This window comes from Streptomyces sp. BoleA5 (genome assembly GCF_000373665.1).
Classification (GTDB): Bacteria; Actinomycetota; Actinomycetes; order Streptomycetales; family Streptomycetaceae; genus Actinacidiphila.
In genome coordinates this window covers 1-25,839 of the sequence record NZ_KB892128.1, presented here as the reverse complement: position 1 = coordinate 25,839, position 25,839 = coordinate 1, and the positions used below count along the sequence as shown (strand labels likewise).

Below are 25,839 nucleotides of genomic sequence, written 5' to 3'. Positions count from 1 at the left end.
GCATCACCGCGGTCACTTCGGCAGGACCGCCTTGTAGCCGGCGGGCACCTGGGCGTCCGGGCGGCGCAGATAGAGCGGCAGCGGGGGGAGGAACTCCTCGCCGTCCGCCAGCTTCGCGGCGGCGAGCGCGGCCAGCGCGGCGGCGGACTGGTCGGCGGGCGGCCGGACGTCGGTGAAGACCTCGGGGTAGAGGGCGGCGCCCGCGCCCACCGCGGGCACGCCCGCGACCTCGTCGGCGATGTCGCCGGGCCGGTCCACGGCCGGGTCGGTCACCCGGGCCCGCGGGCCCTCGTACCGGGCCCAGTAGACCTCCTTGCGGCGGGCGTCCGTGGCCACGGCGAACGGCCCCTGGACGCCGGCGGCGTACGCCAGTCCGTCGAGGGTGCAGATCCCGTGGACGGGGACGCCGAGGACGTCGGCGAAGGAGACCGCGGTCACCAGTCCGACGCGCAGCCCCGTGTACGGGCCGGGGCCGACGCCGACCACGATCCCGGTCACGTCGCCCAGCACGGTCCCGGCCTCCCGCAGCACGCGGTCCACGGCGGGCATCAGCAGTTCCCCGTGCCGTCGCGCGTCGATCTCCGTCGACTCTGCGAGCACGCGCCGGCCGTCGTGGAGGGCGACCGTCACGGCGGGGGTTGCGGTATCGAAGGCAAGCAGCAGCACGCGTTCAGCCTACGGCGTTCACCGGGGTGGCCCCGCCAGGACGGGGGCGCCGCCGCCGCCCGGGACGGCGCTCCCGTCGCCGTGCGGCACGGCTGCTAACGTCAACCCAGCGTGACGCCCACCTCCGGAGGAAAGCCGTGGCAAGGATCGGTTCAGGGACGATCGTGACCGGACTGACCGCAGCCGCCCTGGCCGCCGTCGGCGTACTCGCCGTCCAGGCCTCCAGCTCCGCCGACGAGATGCCCGAGGACGTCCGCCCCGCGGCCGCCGACGGCGCCGGCACCACCGCTGCGGCCTCCGCCTCGCCCTCGCCGGAGAGGAAGAACGAGCTCCCCCCGGCCTCCGGCAGCGGCACCAGGGTCGTGTACTCGCTCCGCGCGGACCGTGTGTGGCTGGTCGGCGAGGACGGGAAGGCGCGCACCACCTACGTGGTCGTCCCCGGCACCGTCGACCCCGCCCCCGGCACCTACACCGTGGCCTCCCGCAGCGCCTCCGGCGTCGGCGGCGACGGTGTGGCCGTCGAGAACGTGGTGCGGTTCACCACGGTGGACAGCGTGGTGATCGGCTTCAGCGCGGCGAAGGACGGCTCCCTGCCCGACGCCCCGCCCCCGGGCCAGCAGACCGGCGGCATCCGCGAGAAGCGGAAGGACGGCGCGGCGCTGTGGAAGTTCGCGACGATCGGCAGCAAGATCGTCGTCGTCCGCTGATTTCCCCCGGAAGAGTGAACGCCCCCGGGGCCGGTACGACGGGCGGCGGGCACCCCGCCTCCCACCGCCCGGCCACTCCGGCCCGGGCGCGGATCGCTCCCGCTCAGGCCGCGTCCGCCTGGGGCCGCGTCGTGGGCTCGTCCTGTGTCGCGTCCGGTTCCGGCTCGTCGTGCTCCCCCGGCGGGGTGCACACCGCGTTCGCCGCCGCGGACGCCGCGAGCAGCGCCTGCACCGAGTAACCCGGCTCCGGCTCCGGGGCCGTGTGGGCCGACATGGATGCCTCCTGGGTCCGACGGGGTCGGGTTAGGCAGCCCTAACCCGCTCCTGTCTCCAGAAGAACACGTGGGACGTGCCGCACGCAACATCTTCCCGACACCATGTCGGAACGGTTACGCGCTCAGACGCCGAGCCCCGCCAGGTCCGCACCGGCCCAGCGTGCGCCGACGCCGGTGACGACGACCTCGCGCACGTCGTGGTCCTCCTGCCCGTTCCCCGCGACCTCCCCCACCGCGCGGTGGATCACCAGCTGCAGCCGGTCGTCGGAGAGCTCCTCGACCTTGCCCTCGCCCCACTCGACCACGACCACCGACTCCGGCAGCGAGACGTCGAGGTCCAGGTCCTCCATCTCGCCGAGGCCGCCGGACAGCCGGTACGCGTCCACGTGCACCAGGGCCGGACCGCCGGACAGCGAGGGGTGCACCCGCGCGATCACGAAGGTCGGCGACGTCACCGCGCCCCGGACGCCCATGCCCTCACCGAGGCCACGGGTCAGCGTGGTCTTGCCCGCGCCCAGGTCACCGCTGAGGACGACGAGGTCTCCGGCGCGCAGCAGCGGCGCGAGGCGGCGCCCCAGTTCGCGCATCTGTTCAGGGGTCTTGACCGTGACCCGGATCGCTTCCATGCCGATGGCTTCCATGCCCATGTGCCCGAATGCTACGCGCCGCCGGAGACCACCCGGTCCGCCCTGCCCGGCCCCGCCTGCGGCGGCACCGCCAGTTCGCGCAGCGCCTGCGGGACCGGGGCGCGCGAGGCGTCGGCCGCCTCGGCGAGCAGCGCGGCCAGGTGCGTGCTCACCAGCTCGGGGTGCTCCAGCATCACCAGGTGCCCGGCACCGGGCACCACCACCAGCTCGGTGTCCGGCAGGCGCTCGGCGATGGACCGGCTGTGCTCACTCGGCGTCAGCAGGTCCTTGTCCCCGGCGAGTACGAGCCCGGGCAGGCCGTCCAGCACGTCCAGGGCCTCGCTCTTCTCGTGCTCGGTGAAGGCCGGGTAGAACTCCGCGACCACGTCGATCGGGGTCGACTCGATCATCCGCTCGGCGAAGCGCGCGACGCCCGGGTCCACGTCGGAGCCGAAGGAGTAGCGCTTGATGATCCCGGCGAAGAGGTCGGCCGTGGCCCGGCGCCCCCGCTCCACCAGGTCGACCTGGGTGCCCAGGATCCGCAGCACCCCCGGCGCCAGCGCCCGCAGCGCCCGCGCGCCCGCCGCCGGCAGACCGAGCGTCACGCTGGCCAGCTTGCCGGACGAGGTGCCGACGAAGGCGAAGCCGGCCACCCGCTCGGCGACCACCTCGGGGAACTGGTCGGCGAAGGCCATGACCGTCATGCCCCCCATGGAGTGCCCGACGAGCACCAGCGGGCCCTCCGGCGCGGCGGCGTCCAGGACCGCCTTCAGGTCGCGGCCGAGCTGGTCGATCGTGGCGGGCCCGCCGTCCTCCTGGTCCTTGCCCCGGCCGGAGCGGCCGTGGCTGCGCTGGTCCCAGTAGACGGCGCGTATCGCCCCGCGCAGCGCGGCGCGCTGGAAGTGCCAGGAGTCCTGGTTGAGGCAGTAGCCGTGGCAGAAGACCACGGTCAGCGGCGGTGCCTGACCGCCACGGCGGAAGAACTGCCAGCGGCGCGGCGGCGCGGCCGCGTCGGCCACCGCCGGCTCCGCCTCCTCGACCTCGTAGTAGAGCTCGGTGCCGTCCTCTGCGACGGCCCGGCCCGGCATCCCGCGCAGCGAGCCGTAGGGCCCGGCCAGGTCGAGGGCGAGCCGGGCGCGCTTGCGCATACCCCGGCCGACCGTGGCCCGTTCCAGCGCCACACCGGCGGCGGCGCCCGCCGCCACGACTCCGATGGCCGCGCCGACGATCCCGGCGCGCTGCCAGCGCCCGGAGGCGGCGGCCGCCTCGGCCACCGCCTCGATCGCCCCCGTCGCTTTACCGCTCTCCGTCATGGTCGTACCGCTGCTTCCCCTCGGCTACGCGTTTACGTACCCACGTAGACGCGCGGCACCCGGGACCCGATCCGAGTGACGATCTCGTACGCGATGGTGCCCGCCGCCCGCGCCCAGTCCTCGGCGGTCGGCTCGCCGCGGTCACCGGGGCCGAACAGTACCGCCTCGTCACCGGCGTCGGCGCGGTCGCCCCCGAGGTCGACCACGAACTGGTCCATCGCCACCCGCCCGGCGACCGTCCGCCACTTGCCCGCCACCAGCACCGGGCCGGTGCCCGAGGCGTGCCGCGGGACGCCGTCGGCGTACCCGACCGGCACCAGGGCGAGGGTGGTCTCGCCGGGCGTCGTGTAGTGGTGCCCGTACGAGACACCGTGGCCCCCGGGGACGCGCTTGGCCGAGGCCAGCCGCGCCGACAGCGTCATCACCGGCCGCAGCCCGAACTCGGCCGGGCCGCCGACCTGCGGGATTGGCGAGATCCCGTACATCGCCACGCCGGTCCTGACCAGGTCGAAGTGCGCCTCGGGCAGGGTCAGGGTGGCCGGGGAGTTCGCCATGTGCCGGACCTCGGGGCGCAGTCCGGCGCGCTCCGCGGTCTCCAGGGCGGTCCGGAAGACGGCGAGCTGCGCCGCGATGGAGGGGTGACCGGGCTCGTCGGCGCAGGCGAAGTGCGACCACAGCCCGGTGACCTTGACCAGTCCCTCCGCCTCGGCGGCCCGGGCGGCGGCGACCAGGTCGGGCCACTCCGAGGGCTGGGCGCCGTTGCGGCCCAGGCCCGTGTCCGCCTTCAGCTGGACGCGCGCGGTACGGCCCGCGGCCGCGGCAGCCTCCGAGACCTCCCGCAGCGCCCACAGCGCGCTGACCGTCACGTCGACGTCCGCCTCCACGGCGGCCCGCCAGGGGCCGCCCGGAGTCCACAGCCAGCACAGCACGGGGGCCGTGATCCCGGCCGCGCGCAGGGCCAGCGCCTCATCGGGCGTGGCCGTGCCGAGCCAGCCGGCGCCCGCCTCCAGGGCGGCCCTGGCGCACGGCACTGTCCCGTGGCCGTAAGCGTCCGCCTTGACCACGGCCATGAGCCCGGAGCGGGGCGCGCGGGCGCGCAGCGCCACGACGTTGGACCGCAGGGCGGCGAGGTCGACCGTGGCCTGGGCGCGCAGATTCGTCTCATCCATCGCGCCCAGTGTCTCAGGCCGGGCCTGTTCCACCGTCACGTGGCGGGTTTGGTTCCCCACACGTACACCGCCTCCTGGATCTTCAGGACGTTCCACAGCAGGCGCGCGTTGCGGTTGGAGAGGTTGATGCAGCCGTGCGATCCGGGCGCCTTGTAGACGCTTCCGGGAGTGGCGTGCATCGCCTGGCCGCCGCTGAAGAACTGGCTGTACGGCATCGGTGCGTCGTAGATGTCCGATACGTGGTTCTTGTGTCGCCAGTAGACGGAGAAGCGGCCGGTGCGGGTGAGATAGCCCTTGCGGCCGCTGCGGATGGCGACCGGGCCGAAGACGACCTTGGTGCTGCTGCTCTGCACCCACAGCAGCTGGCGGTTGAGGTCGATGCAGACGATGCGCTTGCCCCGGGCCGGGGCCGGGCACCGGCGCGAGGCGTTCGGGCCCTTCCTGGTGGCCTCGTCGAGGCGGAGGTAACCCCAGGTGGTGGGCCCCGCGAAGCCGGTGGCGGGAACGATGCCCCTGGACTTCTGGAAGCGGCGGATCTCCGCGCAGTCGGCCGCGGACTGGCTGCCGTTCACCGGCAGCCGCAGCCGCTTCTCCGCCTCGCGCTGGTAGGGGCCCGTGAAGGTGGTGCAGTACTCGCCGGGCTCGGGGTTCTCCCCGTCGCCCTCGTCGTAGTACGGGTCCTCGTTCTCCTCCGCCGCCGCCCGCTCCTCCTGGAACTTCCGGGCCCGCTCGACGTCCTCGGCCGGCACGAACTCCACCAGCTGCGGGTCCACCCAGTCCTCGTCCTCGTCCTCGGCGGGCGCGGCGCTGCGCTGGGGCTCGGCGGCCGGCATGCCGATCCGGCGGGGCGGGGCGCCCTGGTCGGGGGTGTCGACCTGACGGGAGGCCACCGGTCCGAAGGGGACCCCGGGCACGAGCCGGTCAACCGGCACCGGCCGGTCGCCGTCGTCCGCGACGGCCGTCGTGTGCGCACCGAGTGCCGCCAGGGCGATCACCGCCGCGGTGAGCAGCCGGGCCCTACTTCTGGCATACGTTCCCATGAACACACAAATTGACCCGCGGCCGCCCTGGGGAACGCAGCGTCGGCGGACTCCACCCGTTTCGCCCAGTTGACGGCGGCTCAGGACCTGATGTCGCGCCAGGCACCGGGAAGGGCGGCGGCCACGTCGTGCGCGGCGACCGGCGCGCCCACCGGGCCCGCCGCGACCCGCGCCGACAATCCGTGCAGGTAGGCGCCGGCCGAGGCCGCGTCACGCGGGGCGAGCCCCGCGGCCAGCAGGGACCCGGTGATCCCGGAGAGCACGTCACCGCTGCCCGCCGTCGCCAGCCAGGACGTCCCCGTGGGATTGACCCGGACCGGCACCCCCGGCTCCGGTGACGCGACGAGCGTCGTGGAGCCCTTCAGCAGCGCCGTCGCCCCGAAGGCGTCGGCCAGCCGCCGCACGTGGTCCAGCCGCGCCGCCTCCACCTCCTCGCGGGCCACACCGAGCAGCGCCGCCGCCTCCCCGGCGTGCGGGGTCAGCACGGTGCCCGCGGTGCGGGAGCGCACCACGGCCCGGTCCAGCAGCCGCAGGCCGTCCGCGTCCACGAGCACCGGCACGTCCGAGGCGAGCACGTCGTCCACCGCGCGCCGCGCCTCCGGCCCGTCGCACAGCCCCGGGCCCACGACCCAGGCCTGTACCCGGCCCGCCTTGTGCGGCGGCCCCGCCGACACCAGCGTCTCCGGGAAGCGGGCCAGCACGGCCTGCGCCCCCGGGCCCACGTACCGCACCGCCCCCGCGCCGGCGCGCAGCGCCCCGGCCACCGCGAGCACCGCGGCCCCGGGGTAGCGCTCCGAGCCCGCGACGACGCCGACCACCCCGCGCCGGTACTTGTCGCTCTCGGCCTCCGGGACCGGCAGGAGGGCGGCGACGTCGGCGTGCTGCAGCGCCTCCAGGTCGGGCGGGGTGCCGGCCAGGTCGGGGCCGAGGCCGATGTCGACCAGGCGCAGGGCTCCCGCGTGCCCGGCGGCCGGGTCCACGAGCAGGCCCGGCTTGTATGTGCCGAACGTCACCGTCATGTCGGCGCGCACCGCCGCGCCCCGGACCTCGCCGGTGTCGGCGTCCACACCGCTGGGCAGGTCCACGGCGACCACGACCGCCCTGGAGGCGTGCGCGGCCTCCGCCAGCGGCACCGCCTCGGGACGCAGGCCGCCCTTGCCGCCGATCCCCACGATGCCGTCCAGCACGAGGTCGGCGCGGTGGACCAGGGCCACCGCGTCCACGTCCTCCGCGGTGACGGCACGGCCGCCCCCGGCGCGCAGGGCGGCCAGGCCGCCGCGATGCGCCTTCCGGGGCGCCAGCAGGACGGCGGTCACCCCCGCCCCCCGCCGCGCCAGGCGGGCCCCCGCGTACAGGGCGTCGCCGCCGTTGTCCCCGCTCCCGGTCAGCACGACGACGCGGGCCGCGTAGACCCCGCCCCCGGCGCCGAGCGCGTTCGCGCACGCCGCCGCGAGGCCGGCCGCCGCCCGCTGCATCAGGGCCCCCTCCGGAACCCGCGCCATGAGCGCCCGCTCCGCCGCCCGTACGGTCTCCACGCTGTACGCCACCCGCATGCGGCCATGTTCCCACCGCGGGCGCGCGGTTGCGCGCGGTGCAGCGTCTGTGCGCGGCACGGTCGTGGTTGCGGCCGGTTGTCGTGTGCCGCGCCGTCGTGGTCGGGGTGCCCCTTGCGGCCCGGGGCACCCCGGAAGGGTCACCCCTCTGCGATGACCACCGCCGACGCGACCCCCGCGTCGTGGCTGAGGGAGATGTGGAACGTCCGCACCCCCAACTGCTCCGCCCGGGCCGCCACCGTCCCCCGGACGACCAGCCGCGGCTGCCCCGAATCCTCCGTGACGACCTCCGCGTCCGCCCAGTGCAGCCCTCCGGGCGCCCCCAGCGCCTTCGCCACCGCCTCCTTCGCGGCGAACCGCGCCGCGAGGGAGGCGCCGCCCCGGCGGGCCCCACTGGGGAGGTGGAGCTCGCCGGGGAGGAAGAGCCGCTCCGCCAGGCCGGGCGTGCGCTCCAGGGACTGCTCGAAGCGGTCGATCTCCGCGACGTCGATGCCCACCCCGATGATCACTGCGTGATCACTCGACCGTGACGGACTTCGCGAGGTTCCGCGGCTGGTCGACCTCGTTCCCGCGGGCCGTGGCCAGTTCGCAGGCGAAGACCTGCAGCGGCACGGTCGTGACCAGCGGCTGCAGCAGCGTCGGGGTCTGCGGGACCCGCACCAGGTGGTCGGCGTAGGGGACGACGGACTCGTCGCCCTCCTCCGCGATGACGATGGTGCGCGCGCCGCGGGCCCGGATCTCCTGGATGTTGGAGACGATCTTGTCGTGCAGCACCGAGCGTCCGCGCGGCGACGGCACGACCACGACGACCGGGAGGTCCTCCTCGATCAGCGCGATGGGACCGTGCTTGAGCTCGCCGGCGGCGAAGCCCTCGGCGTGCATGTAGGCGAGTTCCTTGAGCTTGAGCGCGCCCTCCAGGGCCACGGGGTAGCCCACGTGGCGGCCGAGGAAGAGGACGGTGTTCTTGTCCTTGAGGGAGCGGGCCAGTTCGCGGACCGGCTCCATGGTCTCCAGGACCTGCTCGACCTGGCGGGAGATCTGGGAGAGCTCGCGGATGACGGCAAGGATCTCGTCCCCCCATTTCGTGCCGCGCACCTGGCCCAGGTAGAGGGCGACGAGGTAGCAGGCGACGACCTGGGTGAGGAACGCCTTGGTGGAGGCGACGGCGACCTCGGGGCCGGCGTGCGTGTAGAGCACCGCGTCCGACTCGCGCGGGATGGTGGAGCCGTTGGTGTTGCAGATGGCCAGCACCTTGGAGCCCTGCTCGCGGGCGTGCCGCAGGGCCATCAGGGTGTCCATGGTCTCGCCGGACTGGCTGATCGCGACCACCAGCGTGCGGGGGGCCAGGATCGGGTCGCGGTAGCGGAACTCGCTCGCGAGCTCGACCTCGCAGGGGATGCGGGTCCAGTGCTCGATCGCGTACTTGGCGATCATGCCCGCGTGGAAGGCGGTGCCGCAGGCGACGATGACGATCTTGTCGATCTCGCGCAGCACGGTGGCGGGGATGCGCACCTCGTCGAGGGTGAGCAGGCCGCTCGCGTCGATCCGGCCCAGCAGCGTGTCCGCGACGGCCTTGGGCTGCTCGGCGATCTCCTTGAGCATGAAGTAGTCGTAGCCGCCCTTCTCGGCGGCGGAGGCGTCCCAGTCGATGTGGTACGGCCGGACGTCGGCGGGCTTGCCCTCGAAGTCGGTGACGGTGACGCCCTCGCGGCGCAGCTCGACGACCTGGTCCTGGCCGAGTTCGATGGCGTCGCGGGTGTACGCGATGAAGGCCGCGACATCGGAGGCGAGGAAGTTCTCGCCGTCGCCGACGCCCACGACGAGCGGGGAGTTGCGGCGGGCGCCGACCACGACGTCCGGCTCGTCGGCGTGCACGGCCACCAGCGTGAAGGCGCCTTCGAGGCGGCCGCAGACCTGGCGCATCGCCTCGGCCAGGTCCCCGGTGGAGGAGTAGGCCTCGGCGAGGAGGTGGGAGACGACCTCGGTGTCGGTCTCCGAGAGCAGGTCGTGGCCGCGCTCGGCGAGTTCGGCGCGCAGGGCGGCGAAGTTCTCGATGATGCCGTTGTGGACGACGGCGACCCGGCCCGCGTTGTCCAGGTGCGGGTGCGCGTTGGCGTCCGTGGGTCCGCCGTGGGTGGCCCAGCGGGTGTGCCCGAGGCCGGCGGGGCCGGCCGGCAGCGGGCGCTCGTCCAGCAGCTTCTCCAGGTTGGCCAGCTTGCCGGCCTTCTTCGCCGAGGCCAGGCCGCCGTCGGCGAGGACGGCGACGCCCGCCGAGTCGTATCCCCGGTACTCGAGCCGCTTCAGACCCGTGATGACAACGTCGAGGGCGGACTGGCCGCCCACGTATCCAACGATTCCGCACATGTGCCGTAGCCTACGGTCCGACCGGCGCCCGGACCTGCCGGAGCCTGCCCGAAATCGGAATTTCCCACGGGTCCGAACGCCCTGGTGATCACGGGGACGCCTCGCGAGCGGCGCCGTGTGTCACGCCGCCTGGCCACCGACCGCTTCCGCCCCCGGCCGGACCATGATCATGCGGGAGACCACGAAGGTGACCGGCACAGCCGCCGCCGAGGCGATCAGCGGCGCGAACCAGCTCCCCACCCGCAGGACGTCGACCAGCAGGTAGAGACCCCCGGTGGTGATCACGAAGTTGGCCACGTTGGTGAGCGGGAAGAGCAGGAACGTACGCCAGCTCGGCCGGGTCCTGTAGGTGAACCAGGTCGTCAGGAAGTACGAACCGATCATGCTGAGCACAAAGGCGAGGACGTGCGCCGCCACGTACGGCAGCCGCAGCAGAAACAGCAGGTACAGGCCGTAGTAGACGCCGGTATTGGCGACTCCCACCATCCCGAACCGGATGAGCTGGCCGAGCATCAGCGGACCAGTTCCTTCCGCACCTCCGGCGCGTTCCGGCTCCCGGTCCGGGCGGAGGCGACGTTGGTCGCCTTCACGAGATAGTGCGGGCGCCGCTTGACCTCGTAGTAAATTCGGCCGACATATTCACCGGCCACTCCCAGCATGACCATCTGCACACCCGACAGCGCCGTGATCGCCACCACGAGCGTGACATATCCAGGAGTTCTCACTCCGTTAACCAGAGCGCCACCGACAATCCATGCGGCATACGCGAAGGCGACGGAAAGCAGCAGCATTCCGAGATACAGCGCGATGCGCAGCGGCTTGTTGTTGAAGGACAGCAGGCCGTCGAGTCCGTAGTTGAGCAGCTTGCCGAACGTCCACTTGCTGCGGCCCTGCTCGCGTACGGCGTTCTGGTACTCGAAAGTGGCGGTCGGAAATCCCACCCAGGCGAAGAGACCCTTGGAGAAGCGGTTGTACTCGGTGAGCTCGAGCACCGCGTCCGTCGCGCGACGGGAGAGCATCCGGAAGTCACCGACCCCGTCGACCAGTTCCACGTCGACCAGGCGGTTGATGACCCGGTAGTACGCACGGGCGGCGATCGTCCGGGTGACCCGGTCACCCTCCCTGGTCCGCTTGGCGATGACCTGGTCGTAACCGTCGGCGTGCAGGTCGGCCATGCGCCGTATGAGCTCGGGGGGGTGCTGCAGATCCGCATCCATGATGACGACGGCGTCGCCCGAGGCGTGCTGCAGTCCCGCCAGCATGGCCGCCTCCTTGCCGAAGTTGCGGCTGAAGGAGACGAAGCGTACGTGGCCGTCCCGGTCGCCCAGCTGCTCCAGGATGGAGAGGGTCCGGTCCCGGCTTCCGTCGTCCACGTAGACGATTTCGAAGTCATGGCCGATCATCGCGAGTTCCATAACCAGATGATCATGGAAGCGGGCTATGACGTCCTCTTCGTTGAAGCACGGAACCACGACGGATATGAGCATGCTTCTCGCTCCAAGCGTGCTACTGGGCCAAGTGCGCAGGGACCCTAACACGGGTCCATTTACGCGGGCGGCGGCGAAAGCGGCCCGACGGACCGACAGGTTGCCCTGTGTACCCGCCGAGGATGTGCGGTGGGTAACGAAAGCAAGTCCACTTATTGAACAAGGGCACCGACACCTTCGGCCGGCCCGGCACTCCGCACGTCGTCACCCTGCCACAGCGCGATCCGGAGCGGACTCGGCGGTTTGATTCGTGCTGCTAGCATCCTCGAGATCAGACCGATTTTCGGGCGATCGGTCCGGTCTTCGTACGTGCGCGGTCGCATAAACGGCGGACGTTATTCCGGAAGACCGTCGGGAGGGAAAGGGGCCAGATGTCAATCCGGACGCCGGTCAGGGACCGCAGCCAGCGTGCCGCGGGACTTGCCGCGCTGCTCACCGCCGTGGCCGTCTGCGCCGGTGACGCGCTGGCCCGGAGCTTCCCCTTCGGACCCCGCTCCCGCAGTGTGATCGACCTCGCCAACCAGTTCGTCCCCTTCCACACCTGGCTGTGGGACCTCCTGCACGGCCGCACGGACGGCGGCCTGCTGGTCAACTGGCAGTCCGGCTACGGCTCCAGCTCGCTGCCCGACGTAGGCACCTATCTGGGCAGCCCCCTCTCGTTGCTGGTCGTGCTCTTCCCGAGGGACCGGATCGACCTGGCGCTCTATGCGATCACCGTGCTGAAACTGGCCCTTGCCGCGGCCGCGATGGCATGGCTGCTGCTCTCCCTGAGGCGCGGCCGCGGCTGGGTGGCGGCGGTCCTGGGCTCCGGGTACGCGCTGTGCGGCTGGTCGCTCTCCCAGGGTGCGATCAACCCCATGTGGCTGGACGGACTGATCGGATTCCCGCTGCTGTGCCTCGTCGGGGAGTGGGCGCGACACGGCCGTCGCCGACTGCTCGGCACGGCACTGGTCGCGTTGGTCTGGATCTCCAACTTCTACACGGCGTACATGGCCACCATCGGCGCCGGCCTGGTGCTGATCGCCCAGCTGCTGATCAGCGACACCACGCTGAGAGAGCGCTGCGCGGCCGTACTGCGCGCCGCACTCACCACGGCGCTCGGCATCGGCCTGTCCGCGCCGCTGCTGTTCACCATCGCGCTCGGCACCCGGCACGCGTACCCCGGATCGGTCAGGGAGTTCTCCCCCCGGGACTGGACGGACGTACTCGCCCGGATGCTCCCCGCCACCTACAGCTCCATGGATCCCGCCGTCTACGTGGGTACCGCGGTACTGCTCCTCGCCTTGTGTCTGCCGTTCAACGGCGCGGTAGCCGCACGCGTGCGTCTGGTGTGGACCCTGCTGGTGGTAGGGATGGTGGCGTCCATGCAGTGGGGGCCCACCCATCTGGCCTGGCACGCCTTCAGCACGCCCAACGGCAGCGCCTACCGGCAGGCGTTCATCTTCAGCGGACTGCTGGTGATCGCCGCCTGGCAGGCCTTCGCGCACGGTGTACCGGGCTTCCGGCCGCTGCTCGCCGGCCTGGGCACGCTGGCGCTGATCACCGCGGGCGCCATGCGGAGCGAGTTCATCAGCGACTGGACGGTGCCCACCCTGGTCGCGGGCACCGCGGCCGCGGCGGGCGCCGTGGTGCTGCTGGGCCTGACCGCCCGCCGCCACCGCCGGTTCCTGGTGGCGCTCGCGGTCGTACTGCTCGTGGGGTCGCAGCTCGGACAGGCCACCATCAGTGCGGACTACGCGGTCCGGGCGCGGCAGAGCAGGTTCCCCAGCCATCCGGTGTGGGGGGAGTACCAGGAGCAGCAGAGCCGGCTGGTCGCCGAGGCGGACGGCTGGCCGCGGTACCGCACCGACCCCGGCATCCCCCAGAGCACCGGCAACGATCCGCTGGTCGTCGGCGGGCAGGGAGCGCAGTACTACAGCAGCCTCACCTCGGTCGCTCTCAGCCGGACCCTGTTCTCCCTGGGCGCAGGCTGGTCCGCGCTCGGCCGTTCGCCGCAGAGCCTGGACAACTCGGTCACGGACACCATCTTCTCGGTCGGCGCCCGGGTGCACCCCGACACCATGACGGTCACCCGCAGGGACGTTCCGCCGCTGGTCACCGTGCGGCCGTCGGAGCACCCGCCTGCCTTCGGCCGGTCGGCCTTCCGCAACCAGGAACAGCTGCTCGGCGCGCAGGTCTACACCCTGCCCGGCGTCTCGGTCAGCCCGGCCGACGGCCACGCCGTCGCCCGCACCCGCGACCACGGCTACCGGCTCCCCGGGGGGAGCGCGGCCGGTGCGGGGGCCACAGACCGGCTCACCTTCTCCTGCCCGTCCGGCAGCGAGGTGTACCTGTGGGCCCCCGCGTACACCGGGACCGCGCAGCTCCCGGGCGGACCGGCCGCGAAGTTCCGCGGCCAACCGGCGCAGTTGGGAGCCGCGATGCGACGGCTCGGCACGGCCGCGGGGACGGCCCCGCTCACCGTCGAGCTGCACGCCGCCCAGTCAGGTGTGCTCCCCGAGCAGCCGGTGGGCTGCATGGACCCGGCCAGGCTCGCCGCCGCCACACAGCGGCTCAAGGCCACCGCGGCCACCAGCGTCCAGGTCGGCAGCAGCGGTCTGGAGGCCGAACTGCCCGCCGGAAGCACGGGCACGGCCGTGATCGCCGTCCCGCGGACGGCCGGCTGGCAGTGCGCAGCAGGCGAGGGCGAGGAGAAGCCGGCCGGCAGTTACCTCGGCCTGATCTCGGTGCCACTGGACGGCAACACCACTCGGATCAGCTGCGACTTCCGACCGCCTGGGCTGCGGCTGGGCTCGGCGGCCGCCGGGGTGTCGCTGCTGGGCCTGGCCTGGCCGGTGCTGCTGCGCCGGCTCAGGAGCCGTCGAGGGCAGCCGGCCCCGGACGAGCCGTCCGAGCCCCCGGTCGCCAGGCCCGTGCAGAGGGCGACTTCGGCATAGGGCCGCATGCCGCCGTGGTGGCGGGCGCCGTCGGCCGACGGCGCCCGCCACCACGACCTGGGATGCCTGACGCGCGATCCGCCCTGGTGGCCGCCGCGTGACGCACCCCACTCCGCCGTCCCGTTCAAACTCCGTTAACAATGGACTGTGATCTCACCGGTCTCCTCGATGCCCCAAAGCGCCCACCGGCCCAGGTCGGAGGCGACTCCCTACGTCGACCTGACACGGGCCGAGTGGAGTGCGCTGCGCGACCGCACGCCGCTGCCGCTCACCGCCGAAGAGGTCGAGCGGCTGCGCGGCCTCGGCGACGTCATCGACCTGGAAGAGGTGATCGACGTCTACCTGCCGCTGTCACGACTGCTCAACCTCTACGTCGGCGCCACCCACGGCCTGCGCGGCGCGGTCAACACCTTCCTCGACGACACCGGCGAGGGCCACGGCTCGCAGACCGGTACGCCTTTCGTCATCGGCGTCGCCGGCAGCGTCGCGGTCGGCAAGTCGACCACCGCCCGCATCCTGCAGGCGCTGCTCGCCCGCTGGCCGGAGCACCCGCGGGTGGAACTGGTCACCACCGACGGATTCCTGCTGCCCAAGGCCGAGCTGCAGCGCCGCGGGCTGATGTCCCGCAAGGGCTTCCCCGAGTCGTACGACCGGCGCGCCCTGACGCGTTTCGTGGCCGACGTGAAGGCCGGCAAGGACGAGGTGCGCGCGCCCGTCTACTCGCACCTGATCTACGACATCGTGCCGGACGAGGAGCTGGTGGTCCGGCGGCCGGACATCCTCATCGTCGAGGGCCTGAACGTCCTGCAGCCCGCCCTGCCGGGCAAGGACGGCCGCACCCGGGTCGCGCTCGCCGACTACTTCGACTTCAGCGTGTACGTGGACGCGCGCACCGAGGACATCGAGCAGTGGTACCTGGCGCGCTTCCGCAAGCTGCGCGAGACCGCCTTCCAGAACCCCCTGTCGTACTTCCACCGCTACACCGAGGTCTCCGAGCAGGAGGCCATGGAGTACGGCCGCCACACCTGGCGCGCCATCAACCAGCCCAACCTGCTGGAGAACGTGCTCCCGACCCGGGGCCGGGCCACCCTGGTCCTGCGCAAGGGCCCCGACCACAAGGTCCAGAAGCTCTCCCTGCGCAAGCTGTAGTCCGGCGGCCGGGGGTAGCCTGCCCCGCATGCTGCATCTTCGGATGATCGTCCCGCAGGAGAGCACCGACGAAGTCCTCGCCCTCGTCGAGGGAACCGTCGGCGCCACCCACGTCGCGGTGCTGCCCGGCGCGGCCCGCAACCCGCACGGGGACATCGTCATGTGCGACGTCGCGCGCGAGGCGGGTGACGAACTGCTGCAGGCCCTGCGGCGAACGGGCGTCGCCGAGGCGGGCTCCATCGCGGTGGAGCACATCGACCTGTCGCTGTCGCGCAACGCCGACCGGGCCGAGGAGGAGGCGCCCGGTGAGGGCGCGGACGCCGTGCTGTGGCAGTCGCTGACCGACGCGACCCATGAGGAGTCCACCCTCACCGTCACCTATCTGGCGTTCCTGGCCCTGGCGACGATGCTGGCGGCCTGCGGCGTGATGCTGGACAGCGCGATCCTGATCGTCGGCGCGATGGTGGTGGGCCCGGAGTTCGGGCCGCTGGCGGGTGTGTGCACCGGCCTGGTCCAGCGCAACGGGCGGCTGGCCCGGCGCTCTCTGACGGCACTGGTGGTGGGCTTCCCGGTGGCGATGGTGCTCACCGGCGGCTTCAACTACCTGATGGACGCCCTCGGCGTCTTCAGCGTGGACGACTTCACGGCGCCGCATCCGTCGACCGCCTTCATCTGGCAGCCGGACGCCAGCTCCTTCGCGGTGGCCTTCCTCGCCGGGATCGCCGGGATCCTCTCGCTGACCTCCGCCAAATCCGGCGCCCTGGTCGGCGTCGCGATCTCGGTGACCACCGTCCCGGCGGCCGCCAACGCCGCCCTGGCCCTGTCCTACGGCGACTACCACGAGCTGTGGGGCTCGTCGGTGCAGCTGGGCGTCAACCTGGCGGGCATCGTCATCGCGGGCGTCCTGACGCTGCTCGCCCAGAAGGGCTTCTGGGCGATGCAGCGCAGGCGGCGTTCGGTGTCGCGGGCTTCCTGAGCCGTGCCGTTCTAGCCGAGCGCGGACTTCACGACGTCGGCGAGCCGGCTCGCCACGGAGCGGGCGTGGTCGATGTCGGCGGCCTCGACCATGACGCGGACCACCGGCTCGGTGCCGGAGGGGCGCAGCAGCACCCGGCCGGTGGTACCGAGTTCGGCCTCCGCCTCGGCCACGGCGACGGACAGCTCGGCGGAGGACTCGACGCGGCTCCTGTCGACGTCCCGGACGTTGATCAGGACCTGCGGCAGCCGCTCCATGACGGCGGACAGCTCGGCCAGCGAACGGCCGGTGGCGGCGACCCGGGCGGCCAGCATCAGGCCGGTGAGGGTGCCGTCGCCGGTGGTGGCGTGGTCGAGGATGATCACGTGGCCGGACTGCTCGCCGCCGAGCGCGTAACCGTGCTCCTTCATCGACTCCAGCACGTAGCGGTCGCCGACGCCGGTCTGGATCAGCTCGATGCCCTCGCGCTCCATGGCGAGCTTGAAGCCCAGGTTCGACATGACGGTGCCGACGACCGTGTTCTTGCGCAGCCGGTCCGCCTCGCGCAGGGCGAGGGCCAGCACGGCCAGGATCTGGTCGCCGTCGACCTCGTTGCCCTGGTGGTCCACGGCCAGGCAGCGGTCGGCGTCACCGTCGTGGGCGATGCCGAGGTCCGCGCCGTGGTCGAGGACGGCGGCCTTGATCAGGTCCAGGTGGGTGGAGCCGCAGCCGTCGTTGATGTTGAGGCCGTCCGGCTGGGCGCCGATGGTGATCACTTCGGCGCCGGCCCGGGCGAAGGCCTCGGGCGAGACACGGGCCGCGGCACCGTGGGCCTCGTCCAGGACGATCTTCAGGCCGTCCAGGCGGTTCGGCAGGACGGCGATCAGGTGGGCGACGTACTGGTCGAAGCCCTCGTCGTACTCGCGCACACGGCCCACGCCGGCCCCGGTGGGGCGGTCCCAGGGGGCACCGGTGCGGTGCTCGTCGTAGACGGACTCGATGCGGTCCTCGAGCTGGTCCGCGAGCTTGTGACCGCCCCGGGCGAAGAACTTGATGCCGTTGTCGGGCATCGGGTTGTGGCTCGCGGAGAGCATCACGCCCAGGTCCGCGCCGAGCGCGCCGGTGAGATAGGCCACGGCCGGGGTCGGCAGCACGCCCACCCGCAGCACGTCCACGCCGGCGCTGGCGAGCCCGGCCACCACAGCGGCCTCCAGGAACTCTCCGGACGCCCGCGGGTCCCGTCCCACCACGGCCACCGGCTTGTGGCCCTCGAACGTTCCCGCCTCGGCGAGCACATGCGCCGCCGCGACCGACAGTCCGAGCGCCAGCTCAGCCGTCAGGTCCGCGTTCGCGACACCGCGCACGCCGTCGGTACCGAAGAGTCGTCCCACGTTTTCCTCCGAGATGTTGCCGTGCTCCGCCCCGTACCCGTCGGGCGTTCATCCGGTTATACGCCTATACCCCCCGGAATGCGTACGCCCCGGAGACGCACAAAGTGCCTCCGGGGCGTACGTGCAGTGGAGCGCGCGCGTGATGCTTAGCGCTTGCTGTACTGCGGCGCCTTGCGGGCCTTCTTCAGACCGGCCTTCTTGCGCTCGATCTCACGCGCGTCGCGGGTCAGGAACCCGGCCTTCTTGAGCGGGCCGCGGTTGTTGTCCACGTCCGCCTCGTTCAGCGCACGGGCGACGCCCAGGCGCAGCGCACCGGCCTGGCCGGAGATGCCGCCGCCGTTGATGCGGGCGATGACGTCGTAACGGCCGTCGAGCTCAAGGATCTTGAACGGCTCGTTGACTTCCTGCTGGTGCACCTTGTTGGGGAAGTACTCCTCCAGGGTGCGACCGTTGATCGTCCACTTGCCGGAGCCCGGGATGATCCGGACGCGGGCGATGGACTCCTTGCGGCGACCCGTGCCGGCGGCCGGCTGGGGCTCGCCGAAGCGGGAGGCGAGGGACTCGGAGGTGTACTCCTCCGGGATCTCGATGGTCTCCACGATCTCGCCGTCCTCGACGAGAGGGGTCTCAGGGGTGGTCTCGGCCACGATTCTCCTCAGATGCTTTCTGTGTCGGTGGTGGCCGGGACTAGCCCTGCGCGACCTGGCTGATCTCGAACGGAACCGGCTGCTGGGCGCCGTGCGGGTGCTCGGCACCCGCGTACACCTTCAGCTTCGAGAGCATCTGGCGGCCCAGGCTGTTCTTGGGCAGCATGCCCTTGACGGCCTTCTCGATGGCCTTCTCGGGGTTCTTGTCGAGCAGCTCGTCGTAGCGGACGGAGCGCAGACCGCCCGGGAAGCCCGAGTGACGGTAGGCGAGCTTCTGCTGCTTCTTGTTGCCGGAGAGGTGCACCTTGTCGGCGTTGATGATGATGACAAAGTCACCCGTGTCGACGTGAGGCGCATAAATCGGCTTGTGCTTGCCCCTCAGGAGGGACGCGGCCTGGGACGCCAGACGGCCCAGGACGACGTCCTGCGCGTCAATGACGTGCCACTGGCGCTGGACATCGCCGGGCTTGGGGCTGAACGTACGCACGGTCGTAGCCTTCGCTTCTTCAGTGAGTGGGTACTGACAAGGCCACCCGGACGATCACGACAGCCCTGTCGCCTGCGGCGACGCATACCGCGGGGCGAACGCTGGTCATCGGCCCGGTGGACCGGCGTAACGGCCTCTCACGTGAGAACGAGCAAGCCAGTACGCATAACGAACCTGCAGAATACCCGCGCCTGCCCGTTCGGGTCAAAACAGCCGGTGCGGGGCGCGCCCGCGCCGGTCGCCCCGCCCGTCCCCCCGCCCGTGGCCCTGCCCCCCGGTCACCGCTCGCGCACGACCCGCGCCTCCTCCCACACCGGCTCCGGCACCTCCCGGACGAGGCCGTCCGCGCCGAAGACCAGGTACCGGTCGAAGCTGCGGGCGAACCAGCGGTCGTGCGTGACCGCGAGCACGGTCCCGTCGTACGCCTCCAGCCCCTCCTGCAGGGCCTCCGCCGACTCCAGGTCCAGGTTGTCGGTGGGCTCGTCCAGCAGCAGCGCCGTCGCGCCCGCCAGCTCCAGCAGCAGGATCTGGAAGCGCGCCTGCTGCCCGCCCGACAGCTGGTCGAAGCGCTGGTCGCCCTGCCGGTCGAGCTCGTAGCGCCGCAGGGCCGACATCGCCTTGCCGCGGTCGCGCGCGTGCTCGGTCCACAGGATGTCGACCAGGGTGCGCCCCATCAGCTCGGGATGCGCGTGCGTCTGCGCGAAGTGCCCCGGCACGACCCGCGCGCCCAGCTTCCACTCCCCCGAGTGCCGCACGCCGGTGTCACCCGCCAGCAGCCGCAGGAAGTGCGACTTGCCCGAGCCGTTCGAACCGAGGACGGCCACCCGCTCCCCGTAGAAGACCTCCAGGTCGAACGGCTTCATCAGCCCGGTCAGCTCCAGCCGCACGCAGGTGACGGCGCGCAGGCCGGTCCGCCCGCCGGACAGCCGCATGCGGATGTCCTGCTCGCGCGGCGGCTCCTGCGGCGGCCCCGCCTCCTCGAACTTCCGCAGCCGGGTCTGCGCGGCCCGGTAGCGGGAGGCCATGTCGGGACTGATCGCCGCCTGCTGACGGAGGGTCAGTACGAGCTTCTTCAGCCGGGCGTGCTCCTCCTCCCAGCGCCGCCGCAGTTCCTCGAAGCGGGCGAAGCGTTCGCGGCGCGCCTCGTGGTACGTGGCGAAGCCGCCGCCGTGCACCCACACGTCCGAGCCGGCCGGCCCCGGTTCCACACTGACGATCTTCTCGGCGGAGCGCGCCAGCAGCTCCCGGTCGTGGGAGACGAACAGCACCGTCTTCCTGGTCTGCCGCAGCTGCTCCTCCAGCCAGCGCTTCCCGGGGACGTCGAGGTAGTTGTCCGGCTCGTCCAGCAGCAGTACCTCGTCGGTGCCGCGCAGCAGCGCCTCCAGCACCAGCCGCTTCTGCTCGCCGCCCGACAGCGTCCGCACCTCGCGCCACTGGGCCCGCTCGTACGGGACGCCCAGCGCCGCCGTGGTGCACATGTCCCAGACCGTCTCGGCCTCGTAGCCGCGGGCCTCGGCCCAGTCGCTGAGCGCCTGCGCGTAGGCCAGCTGGGCGGCCTCGTCGTCCTGCGCCATGATCTCCAGCTCGGCGGCGTCGACGGCCGCCGCTGCCTCGCGGATCCGCGGCGGCGCGACGGACACCAGCAGGTCCCGCACGGTCCGGTCGTCCCGCACCGAGCCGACGAACTGCGGCATGACACCCAGTCCGCCGCTCACCGCGACCGTGCCGCCGTGCGGCTTCAACTCGCCGGAGATCAGCCGCAGCAGGGTCGTCTTGCCTGCGCCGTTCGCCCCGACGAGGGCCACCGCGGCACCCTCGCCCACCCGGAACGAGACGTCGCCCAGCAACACCCGGCCGTCCGGCAGGTAGTACTCCAGATGCGCAACGTCCACATGTCCCATGCAGTGGATTGTCGTAGCGCGGCCGCCGGCCGCCAAACGGGTTTTCTCCTCTATAGACTCCGCGCCATGACTGACGGGCCGCAGCAGCCGTACAACCCGAACCAGGGATGGACCGCACCGCCGGGACAGCAAGGCGTCCCGGGCACCCCCGGGGAACAGCGCCAGGTACTCCGCGGCCAGGTCGTAGGGGGCCCCGACCACCAGGCCCAGCAGCCTGCCTGGACCCCGCCGGCCGACTGGTCGCCACCGCAGCCCGGCCAGGGCACCCGGGGCCCCGCGCAGCCGCAGTCCGCACCGCGCGTCGCCGAGGAGCCGGACTGGTCGGCGCTCGCCGACGAGGCGGAGGCCGGCGCCAGACGCCGCCGGCTGCTGTTCATAGGCGGCGGCGTCCTCGCCGCCGCGGCCGTCGCCGTGATCGTCGCGGTCGCCGTGGTCAGTTCCGGCGGCAGCCCCGGCCCCTCGCCCACCGTGACCGCCGCCGCCCCCTCCTCCGAGGTCGCCCTGCCCCCCGAGCCCTCCTTCTCCGAGGTCTCCCCCGGCCCGACCTACGGCCCGCTCGACTTCCTCTCCACCGCCGCCAAGGACACCGCCCCGCTCGGCGCGGGCACCCTCTTCCCCGGCAAGAAGCTGGACTACTCCGGCGGCCGCTCCTACGTGAAGACCGCCTCCAAGGACAACCGCGACTGCGCCGACGCCGCGACCGGCCCGCTGGCCGCCGCGCTCACCCGCAACGGCTGCACCCGCATGATGCGCGTGACCTACACCCGCGGTGGCTCCGCGGTCACCGTCGGCGTGGCCGTGTTCAAGGACACGGCCTCCGCGAAGAAGCTGGCCAAGAACAACAAGTTCGTGCGCCCGCTGAACGGCGGCGGCGTCGCCGACTTCTGCCACGCCGTGAAGTGCTGGTCAAAGTCCGGCGCCGTGGGCCGCTACGCGTACTTCACCATCTCCGGCCCCAAGAACGGCAGCGCGGCCACCGGCTCCGACACCGCCTCCCGGCAGGCCGGCCAGGACGGCTTCAACTACGCCTTCAGCCGCATCGTCCAGCGCGGCAGGGACCAGGCCGACGCCGCGATGGCCTCCGAGGCCGCCTCACCGGCCAACTGACCCCACCCCACCCGGACCGGAACGGCATGCCCTCCCTGCGTACGCTGCTGACCCTGCCCCGCACGCTCCGCCACGGCGCCGCCGTCGGCGCCGGCCTGCCACCGGACGAGGCCGTCGTCCTGGACGTACCCGGCGTCCCGCTGCGCGGCGCGCTCGCCGCGGCCGGCACCGGCGACCACGGGCCCGCCCGGGAGCTGCTGTCCGCGACCCGGCTGGGCTGCCAGTGGGAGCTGCGCGACACCTACGTCTCCGAACTGGCGCAGTTCGCCCTCCACAACCCCGGCTGGCTGGACGCCTGGCTCGCCGCCGCGCCCGACGACCCGGACGCGGCGCTGGTCAAAGCCGACCTGTGCATCCACCAGGCCTGGGAGATACGCAGCGGCGCCCGCGCCTCGGAGGTCTCGCCGGAGCAGTTCAAGGCCTTCTTCACGCTGCTCAAGGACGCGGTGCCGGTGATCGGCGCGGCCGCCGAACTCAACCCCGCCGACCCCGTGCCGTGGCGCGTCGCCCTCACCCACGCGCGCGGCATGCAGTCCTCGCGGGAGATCTTCGACGCGTACTGGACCGAGGCCGTCGAGCGCGCCCCGCACCACTACGGCTGCCACGCCTCCGCCCTGCAGTACCTGTGCGCCAAGTGGTACGGCACCCACCGCGAGATGTTCGAGTTCGCCGAACAGGCCGCCGAGGAGGCCCTGCCCGGTTCGAAGATCAACGCGCTGCCGCTGCTCGCCGCCGTCGAGTACGAGATCGTCGCGGGCGGGCCCGCCGCCGACGACGCCTCCGGCGCGGACGTGATCGAGCCGGCCCGCGTCACGGCCGCCCTCGACCGCGCCCTGGAGCTGTCCGGTTGGTACGACCCCGGCGATCCGGAGGCGGCGGGGTTCCGCAACCACCTGGCGCTGATGCTGGCGCGCGCGGGCCGCTGGCGGGAGGCCCTGGGCGTCTTCCGTGAGATCGGCGTGCACGCCACCGCCTTCCCCTGGTCCTACCTGGGCGCCGACCCCCGCCGCGAGTTCCTGGACTTCCGCACCGCGGTGCGCATGCAGGTCGCCACCCGCACCCCCTTCTTCGGCACCCCGCCCGCCGTCCCCGTCCCCGCCGACGCCTCCGACTGGGCGCCGCGCACCCTGGCGGTGGCGTCCGCGTCCCTGACCGCCGTCGCACAGGCGGCGCTGCTGTGCCGGACCGGGCTGCGGCTGGCCCCGGCGGGAGCGGGCTTCACGCATGTCGAGCTGACCGGGGAGGGCAGCCTGGCGGGGGCGGTCGACCTGTTCACGGCGGGCGAGAAGTGGCCCGCGGTCGTCCTCCAGCGCTCGGGCGACCGGTACGGGATCACGCTGTACGCCAAGGGCAGGAAGGTCGCCGCGCACGAATGGGCGCCGGGGGCGCCCGTACCGTCCCTGGAGGCCGCCGGTGCCACGGCCGCCGCCCTCGCCACGGCCTACGGCGTCCGCGACACACGGCCCCTCACCGCACTGCTGCGCGGCATGGACGCCCCCGGGCGGCGGCTCGCGGACACGGTGACGGCACTGGGCCTGCCGGCGCTGCCGGAGGGCTTCGGGGAGCGTCCCGCGGCGCTCGACGGGCTGCCCGGCGCCCGGGTCCTCGCCCCCCGCGGCTTCCTCTCCGGGGTCAGGGACACCCTCACCACGGAGGACGGCGCGATGCCGCTCCCCCCGCGGGGCACCGCGGTGCGCCTGCCGGGCCGCTGGTGGGCGACCCGGGCGCTGTACCTGCTGCTGCTCGCCCCCGCCGCCTGCCTCTCCTGGTGGGGCGCCTTCCACGACCGGCTCCGCCCGGTCCCCCTGGTGCTGACCTCCCTGGGCTCCGGCTACGTCCTCACCCAGGTGTTCACGGCACTGCGCCGCCGCAGATGAGCGGCGCGGGCCCCGCCGGGCCCGCCCCTCAGGCGCGCGGCAGCGGCAGGGTGCGCATGTTGCGGGCCTCGCGGTTGCGCGCGGCCAGCAGTTCGTCCGCCGGGTAGCCGACCTCCTCCAGGGTCAGCCCGTGCGGCCGCACCACGTTGACCGCCGAGTGCCGCACCCGTCCCGCCAGGACCTCCCCGGGGAAGCCGGCCGGCCGGTGGCCGTCGCCGACCAGCAGCATCGCCCCGACCAGGGCGCGCACCATGTTGTGGCAGAAGGCGTCCGCCCGTACGGTCGCCACGGCCAGCCCCGAGGCGTCCCGCTCCCAGTGCAGTTCCAGGAGGGTGCGGATGGTCGTCGCACCCTCCCGCTTCTTGCAGTAGGCCGCGAAGTCGTGCTCGCCGAGGAGCCTGCGCGCCGCCTCGTTCATCAGGTCGACGTCCACCGGCCGGTCGTGCCACAGCACGTGCCCCCGCAGCAGGGGGTCCACCCCGCCCTGGTGGTCGCCGACCCGGTAGGCGTAGCGGCGCCAGATCGCCGAGAAGCGCGCGTCGAAGCCGGCCGGGGCCCGCGAGACCCTCCACACCCGTACGTCCCAGGGCAGCCGTCCGGCCAGCCGGCGCAGCAGTTTGCCGCCCTCCAGCTCCCAGACCTCCTCCGGCAGGTCGACGTGCGCGACCTGGCCCCGGGCGTGCACACCGGCGTCCGTACGCCCGGCGACCGTCAGGTCGACCGGGTCGGGCAGCCGCAGCACCGTCTGGAGGGCCGACTCCAGCTCCCCCTGCACGGTCCGCCTGCTGCGCTGCTTCGCCCACCCGGAGAACTCGGCCCCGTCGTACGCCAGGTCCAGCCGCACCCGGACGTACCCGGGCTCCACGTCATCGCTCGCCACACTCACCCGCAGATCCTCTCAAACACGCGGACGGGCCCGCCCCCAGCGATCTGGGTGCGGGCCCGTCCGGTCGGGACGTCAGGCGTCCTTGGACTCCTCGGCCGGAGCCTCGGTGGCCTCAGCCTCGGCCTTGTCCTCGGCCGGGGCCTCGGTCTTGGTCTCGGCCTCCTTGACCGCGCGCTTGGTCGCGGCCTCCGCCTCGCCCGTGGCCTGCTGGGCCACGGTCAGCGCCTCCACCAGCTCGATGACGGCCATCGGCGCGTTGTCGCCGCGACGGTTACCGATCTTGGTGATGCGGGTGTAACCACCCGGGCGGTTCTCGTACCGCGGGGCGATCTCGGTGAAGAGCGTGTGGACGATGCTCTTGTCCGTGATCGTCTGCAGCACCAGGCGACGGTTGTGGATGTCGCCCTTCTTCGCCTTGGTGATCAGGCGCTCCGCGACCGGACGCAGACGGCGCGCCTTGGCCTCGGTGGTGGTGATGCGGCCGTGCTCGAACAGCGACTTCGCGAGGTTCGCGAGAAGCAGACGCTCGTGCGCGGCGCTGCCGCCCAGACGGGCACCCTTGGCGGGCTTCGGCATGGTGTTTCTCCTCTGATCTGCACCGGCCGTGTCAGGTACCGGTGTCAGGGCCCCCCGGGCGGACGCCCAGGGGCAGTCTGATCAGTACTGCTCGGTCTCGACGAAGCCGGCGTCGGCGTCGTCGTCCGCACCGAAGGTGTCGGCGGCGGAGGTCGGGTCGAATCCGGGCGGGCTGTCCTTCAGGGCCAGGCCCATGCCGGCCAGCTTCGCCTTGACCTCGTCGATCGACTTCGCACCGAAGTTGCGGATGTCGAGCAGGTCGGCCTCGGAACGCGCCACGAGCTCACCCACGGAGTGGATGCCCTCGCGCTTGAGGCAGTTGTAGGAACGGACGGTGAGCTCGAGCTCCTCGATCGGGAGCGCGAGGTCGGCCGCCAGGGCGGCGTCCGTCGGGGACGGGCCCATGTCGATGCCCTCGGCGTCGACGTTCAGCTCGCGGGCGAGGCCGAACAGCTCGACCAGGGTCTTGCCGGCCGAGGCCACCGCGTCACGCGGACGCATCGCGGGCTTGGTCTCGACATCGACCACCAGCTTGTCGAAGTCGGTGCGCTGCTCGACACGGGTCGCCTCGACCTTGTAGCTGACCTTGAGCACCGGGCTGTAGATCGAGTCGACCGGAATACGGCCGATCTCCTGGCCCTGCTGCTTGTTCTGCACGGCCGAGACGTAGCCGCGACCGCGCTCGACGGTCAGCTCCATCTCCAGCTTGCCCTTGCCGTTCAGAGTG

24 protein-coding genes are annotated in these 25,839 nt (G+C 72.7%); 6 read left to right on the top strand and 18 right to left on the bottom strand.

Annotation, left to right across the window (positions count from 1 at the left end; all coding sequences use genetic code 11):
• Nucleotides 1–12: 12 nt before the first annotated feature.
• On the bottom strand, nucleotides 13–666 hold the full coding sequence (gene tsaB / locus B085_RS0132470; RefSeq protein WP_018562782.1) for a tRNA (adenosine(37)-N6)-threonylcarbamoyltransferase complex dimerization subunit type 1 TsaB: 654 nt from the start codon (nucleotides 664–666) through the stop codon (nucleotides 13–15).
• A gap of 164 nt (nucleotides 667–830) precedes the next feature.
• On the opposite strand from tsaB, the gene B085_RS0132465 reads away from it, so the two are divergent.
• Nucleotides 831–1,373: a L,D-transpeptidase gene (locus tag B085_RS0132465; RefSeq protein WP_018562781.1), complete on the top strand. Its 543-nt coding sequence runs from the start codon at nucleotides 831–833 to the stop codon at nucleotides 1,371–1,373.
• 103 nt (nucleotides 1,374–1,476) lie between these two features.
• On the opposite strand, the gene B085_RS49715 is transcribed toward B085_RS0132465, so the two are convergent.
• The 10 genes from B085_RS49715 to B085_RS0132415 form a co-directional block, all read right to left on the bottom strand.
• The gene (locus B085_RS49715) at nucleotides 1,477–1,647 is read right to left on the bottom strand and encodes a hypothetical protein (RefSeq protein WP_018562780.1); all 171 of its coding nucleotides are present in this window, start codon (nucleotides 1,645–1,647) and stop codon (nucleotides 1,477–1,479) included.
• Between the two features lie 123 nt (nucleotides 1,648–1,770).
• Nucleotides 1,771–2,295 (bottom strand): tRNA (adenosine(37)-N6)-threonylcarbamoyltransferase complex ATPase subunit type 1 TsaE, encoded by a 525-nt coding sequence (gene tsaE, locus B085_RS0132455; protein ID WP_018562779.1) that lies wholly within the window; start codon nucleotides 2,293–2,295, stop codon nucleotides 1,771–1,773.
• An 11-nt stretch (nucleotides 2,296–2,306) separates the two neighbouring features.
• Nucleotides 2,307–3,587: an alpha/beta fold hydrolase gene (locus tag B085_RS44490; protein WP_078620174.1), complete on the bottom strand. Its 1,281-nt coding sequence runs from the start codon at nucleotides 3,585–3,587 to the stop codon at nucleotides 2,307–2,309.
• A 32-nt stretch (nucleotides 3,588–3,619) separates the two neighbouring features.
• A complete protein-coding gene (gene alr / locus B085_RS0132445) occupies nucleotides 3,620–4,756 on the bottom strand; it encodes an alanine racemase (RefSeq protein WP_026251684.1) in 1,137 nt (378 codons plus the stop codon).
• 35 nt (nucleotides 4,757–4,791) lie between these two features.
• A complete protein-coding gene (locus tag B085_RS0132440; protein ID WP_037732927.1) occupies nucleotides 4,792–5,796 on the bottom strand; it encodes a L,D-transpeptidase family protein in 1,005 nt (334 codons plus the stop codon).
• Between the two features lie 80 nt (nucleotides 5,797–5,876).
• The gene (locus B085_RS0132435) at nucleotides 5,877–7,349 is read right to left on the bottom strand and encodes a bifunctional ADP-dependent NAD(P)H-hydrate dehydratase/NAD(P)H-hydrate epimerase (RefSeq protein WP_018562775.1); all 1,473 of its coding nucleotides are present in this window, start codon (nucleotides 7,347–7,349) and stop codon (nucleotides 5,877–5,879) included.
• Nucleotides 7,350–7,489: 140 nt separating this feature from the next.
• Entirely contained in the window at nucleotides 7,490–7,858 is a 369-nt protein-coding gene (locus B085_RS0132430; protein WP_018562774.1) for a holo-ACP synthase, read from the bottom strand.
• A 7-nt stretch (nucleotides 7,859–7,865) separates the two neighbouring features.
• Entirely contained in the window at nucleotides 7,866–9,713 is a 1,848-nt protein-coding gene (gene glmS / locus B085_RS0132425; protein ID WP_026251683.1) for a glutamine--fructose-6-phosphate transaminase (isomerizing), read from the bottom strand.
• Nucleotides 9,714–9,833: 120 nt separating this feature from the next.
• Complete coding sequence (locus B085_RS0132420) at nucleotides 9,834–10,226, bottom strand: GtrA family protein (protein ID WP_018562772.1); 393 nt, start codon at nucleotides 10,224–10,226, stop codon at nucleotides 9,834–9,836.
• Entirely contained in the window at nucleotides 10,226–11,200 is a 975-nt protein-coding gene (locus B085_RS0132415; protein WP_018562771.1) for a glycosyltransferase family 2 protein, read from the bottom strand. The genes B085_RS0132420 and B085_RS0132415 overlap by 1 nt, the downstream gene beginning before the upstream one ends.
• Before the next feature lie 371 nt (nucleotides 11,201–11,571).
• Between B085_RS0132415 and B085_RS0132410 the strand changes: the two genes are divergently transcribed.
• From B085_RS0132410 to B085_RS0132400, 3 genes are all read left to right on the top strand, one after another.
• On the top strand, nucleotides 11,572–14,136 hold the full coding sequence (locus B085_RS0132410) for a YfhO family protein (protein ID WP_018562770.1): 2,565 nt from the start codon (nucleotides 11,572–11,574) through the stop codon (nucleotides 14,134–14,136).
• 147 nt (nucleotides 14,137–14,283) lie between these two features.
• Entirely contained in the window at nucleotides 14,284–15,285 is a 1,002-nt protein-coding gene (gene coaA, locus B085_RS0132405) for a type I pantothenate kinase (RefSeq protein WP_018562769.1), read from the top strand.
• A 28-nt stretch (nucleotides 15,286–15,313) separates the two neighbouring features.
• Nucleotides 15,314–16,261, top strand: coding sequence for a DUF389 domain-containing protein (locus B085_RS0132400; RefSeq protein WP_018562768.1), 948 nt, complete (start codon nucleotides 15,314–15,316; stop codon nucleotides 16,259–16,261).
• Between the two features lie 11 nt (nucleotides 16,262–16,272).
• Here B085_RS0132400 and glmM read toward each other — a convergent pair whose 3' ends face one another.
• The 4 genes from glmM to B085_RS0132380 all read right to left on the bottom strand — a co-directional run bounded on the left by glmM (nucleotide 16,273) and on the right by B085_RS0132380 (nucleotide 20,666).
• Nucleotides 16,273–17,631, bottom strand: coding sequence for a phosphoglucosamine mutase (gene glmM, locus B085_RS0132395; protein ID WP_018562767.1), 1,359 nt, complete (start codon nucleotides 17,629–17,631; stop codon nucleotides 16,273–16,275).
• A gap of 146 nt (nucleotides 17,632–17,777) precedes the next feature.
• Nucleotides 17,778–18,278 (bottom strand): 30S ribosomal protein S9, encoded by a 501-nt coding sequence (rpsI, locus tag B085_RS0132390; protein WP_018562766.1) that lies wholly within the window; start codon nucleotides 18,276–18,278, stop codon nucleotides 17,778–17,780.
• 40 nt (nucleotides 18,279–18,318) lie between these two features.
• Nucleotides 18,319–18,765, bottom strand: a complete 447-nt coding sequence (rplM, locus tag B085_RS0132385) for a 50S ribosomal protein L13 (RefSeq protein WP_018562765.1) — start codon at nucleotides 18,763–18,765, stop codon at nucleotides 18,319–18,321.
• 278 nt (nucleotides 18,766–19,043) lie between these two features.
• The gene (locus tag B085_RS0132380) at nucleotides 19,044–20,666 is read right to left on the bottom strand and encodes an ATP-binding cassette domain-containing protein (protein ID WP_026251682.1); all 1,623 of its coding nucleotides are present in this window, start codon (nucleotides 20,664–20,666) and stop codon (nucleotides 19,044–19,046) included.
• Between the two features lie 66 nt (nucleotides 20,667–20,732).
• Here B085_RS0132380 and B085_RS44485 point away from each other — a divergent pair, with 66 nt between their 5' ends.
• Nucleotides 20,733–21,773: a hypothetical protein gene (locus B085_RS44485; protein WP_018562763.1), complete on the top strand. Its 1,041-nt coding sequence runs from the start codon at nucleotides 20,733–20,735 to the stop codon at nucleotides 21,771–21,773.
• Between the two features lie 26 nt (nucleotides 21,774–21,799).
• On the top strand, nucleotides 21,800–23,650 hold the full coding sequence (locus B085_RS0132370) for a hypothetical protein (protein ID WP_018562762.1): 1,851 nt from the start codon (nucleotides 21,800–21,802) through the stop codon (nucleotides 23,648–23,650).
• A 28-nt stretch (nucleotides 23,651–23,678) separates the two neighbouring features.
• On the opposite strand, the gene truA is transcribed toward B085_RS0132370, so the two are convergent.
• The 3 genes from truA to B085_RS0132355 all read right to left on the bottom strand — a co-directional run.
• Complete coding sequence (gene truA, locus B085_RS0132365) at nucleotides 23,679–24,536, bottom strand: tRNA pseudouridine(38-40) synthase TruA (protein ID WP_018562761.1); 858 nt, start codon at nucleotides 24,534–24,536, stop codon at nucleotides 23,679–23,681.
• A 72-nt stretch (nucleotides 24,537–24,608) separates the two neighbouring features.
• A complete protein-coding gene (rplQ, locus tag B085_RS0132360) occupies nucleotides 24,609–25,112 on the bottom strand; it encodes a 50S ribosomal protein L17 (RefSeq protein WP_018562760.1) in 504 nt (167 codons plus the stop codon).
• A gap of 81 nt (nucleotides 25,113–25,193) precedes the next feature.
• Nucleotides 25,194–25,839, bottom strand: a 646-nt coding sequence (locus tag B085_RS0132355) for a DNA-directed RNA polymerase subunit alpha (RefSeq protein WP_018562759.1), incomplete at its 5' end; no start/stop codon positions are given.

Coding starts and splice junctions, on each gene's coding strand:
- B085_RS0132370 (WP_018562762.1), top strand. CDS start 21,800: ATGCCCTCCCTGCGTACGCTGCTGACCCTGCCCCGCACGCTCCGCCAC.
- tsaE (WP_018562779.1), bottom strand. CDS start 2,295: ATGGGCATGGAAGCCATCGGCATGGAAGCGATCCGGGTCACGGTCAAG.
- glmS (WP_026251683.1), bottom strand. CDS start 9,713: ATGTGCGGAATCGTTGGATACGTGGGCGGCCAGTCCGCCCTCGACGTT.
- B085_RS0132435 (WP_018562775.1), bottom strand. CDS start 7,349: ATGCGGGTGGCGTACAGCGTGGAGACCGTACGGGCGGCGGAGCGGGCG.
- B085_RS0132410 (WP_018562770.1), top strand. CDS start 11,572: ATGTCAATCCGGACGCCGGTCAGGGACCGCAGCCAGCGTGCCGCGGGA.
- B085_RS0132380 (WP_026251682.1), bottom strand. CDS start 20,666: ATGGGACATGTGGACGTTGCGCATCTGGAGTACTACCTGCCGGACGGC.
- B085_RS44490 (WP_078620174.1), bottom strand. CDS start 3,587: ATGACGGAGAGCGGTAAAGCGACGGGGGCGATCGAGGCGGTGGCCGAG.
- B085_RS0132440 (WP_037732927.1), bottom strand. CDS start 5,796: ATGGGAACGTATGCCAGAAGTAGGGCCCGGCTGCTCACCGCGGCGGTG.
- rplQ (WP_018562760.1), bottom strand. CDS start 25,112: ATGCCGAAGCCCGCCAAGGGTGCCCGTCTGGGCGGCAGCGCCGCGCAC.
- B085_RS0132415 (WP_018562771.1), bottom strand. CDS start 11,200: ATGCTCATATCCGTCGTGGTTCCGTGCTTCAACGAAGAGGACGTCATA.
- B085_RS0132400 (WP_018562768.1), top strand. CDS start 15,314: ATGCTGCATCTTCGGATGATCGTCCCGCAGGAGAGCACCGACGAAGTC.
- B085_RS0132420 (WP_018562772.1), bottom strand. CDS start 10,226: ATGCTCGGCCAGCTCATCCGGTTCGGGATGGTGGGAGTCGCCAATACC.
- B085_RS44485 (WP_018562763.1), top strand. CDS start 20,733: ATGACTGACGGGCCGCAGCAGCCGTACAACCCGAACCAGGGATGGACC.
- B085_RS49715 (WP_018562780.1), bottom strand. CDS start 1,647: ATGTCGGCCCACACGGCCCCGGAGCCGGAGCCGGGTTACTCGGTGCAG.
- alr (WP_026251684.1), bottom strand. CDS start 4,756: ATGGATGAGACGAATCTGCGCGCCCAGGCCACGGTCGACCTCGCCGCC.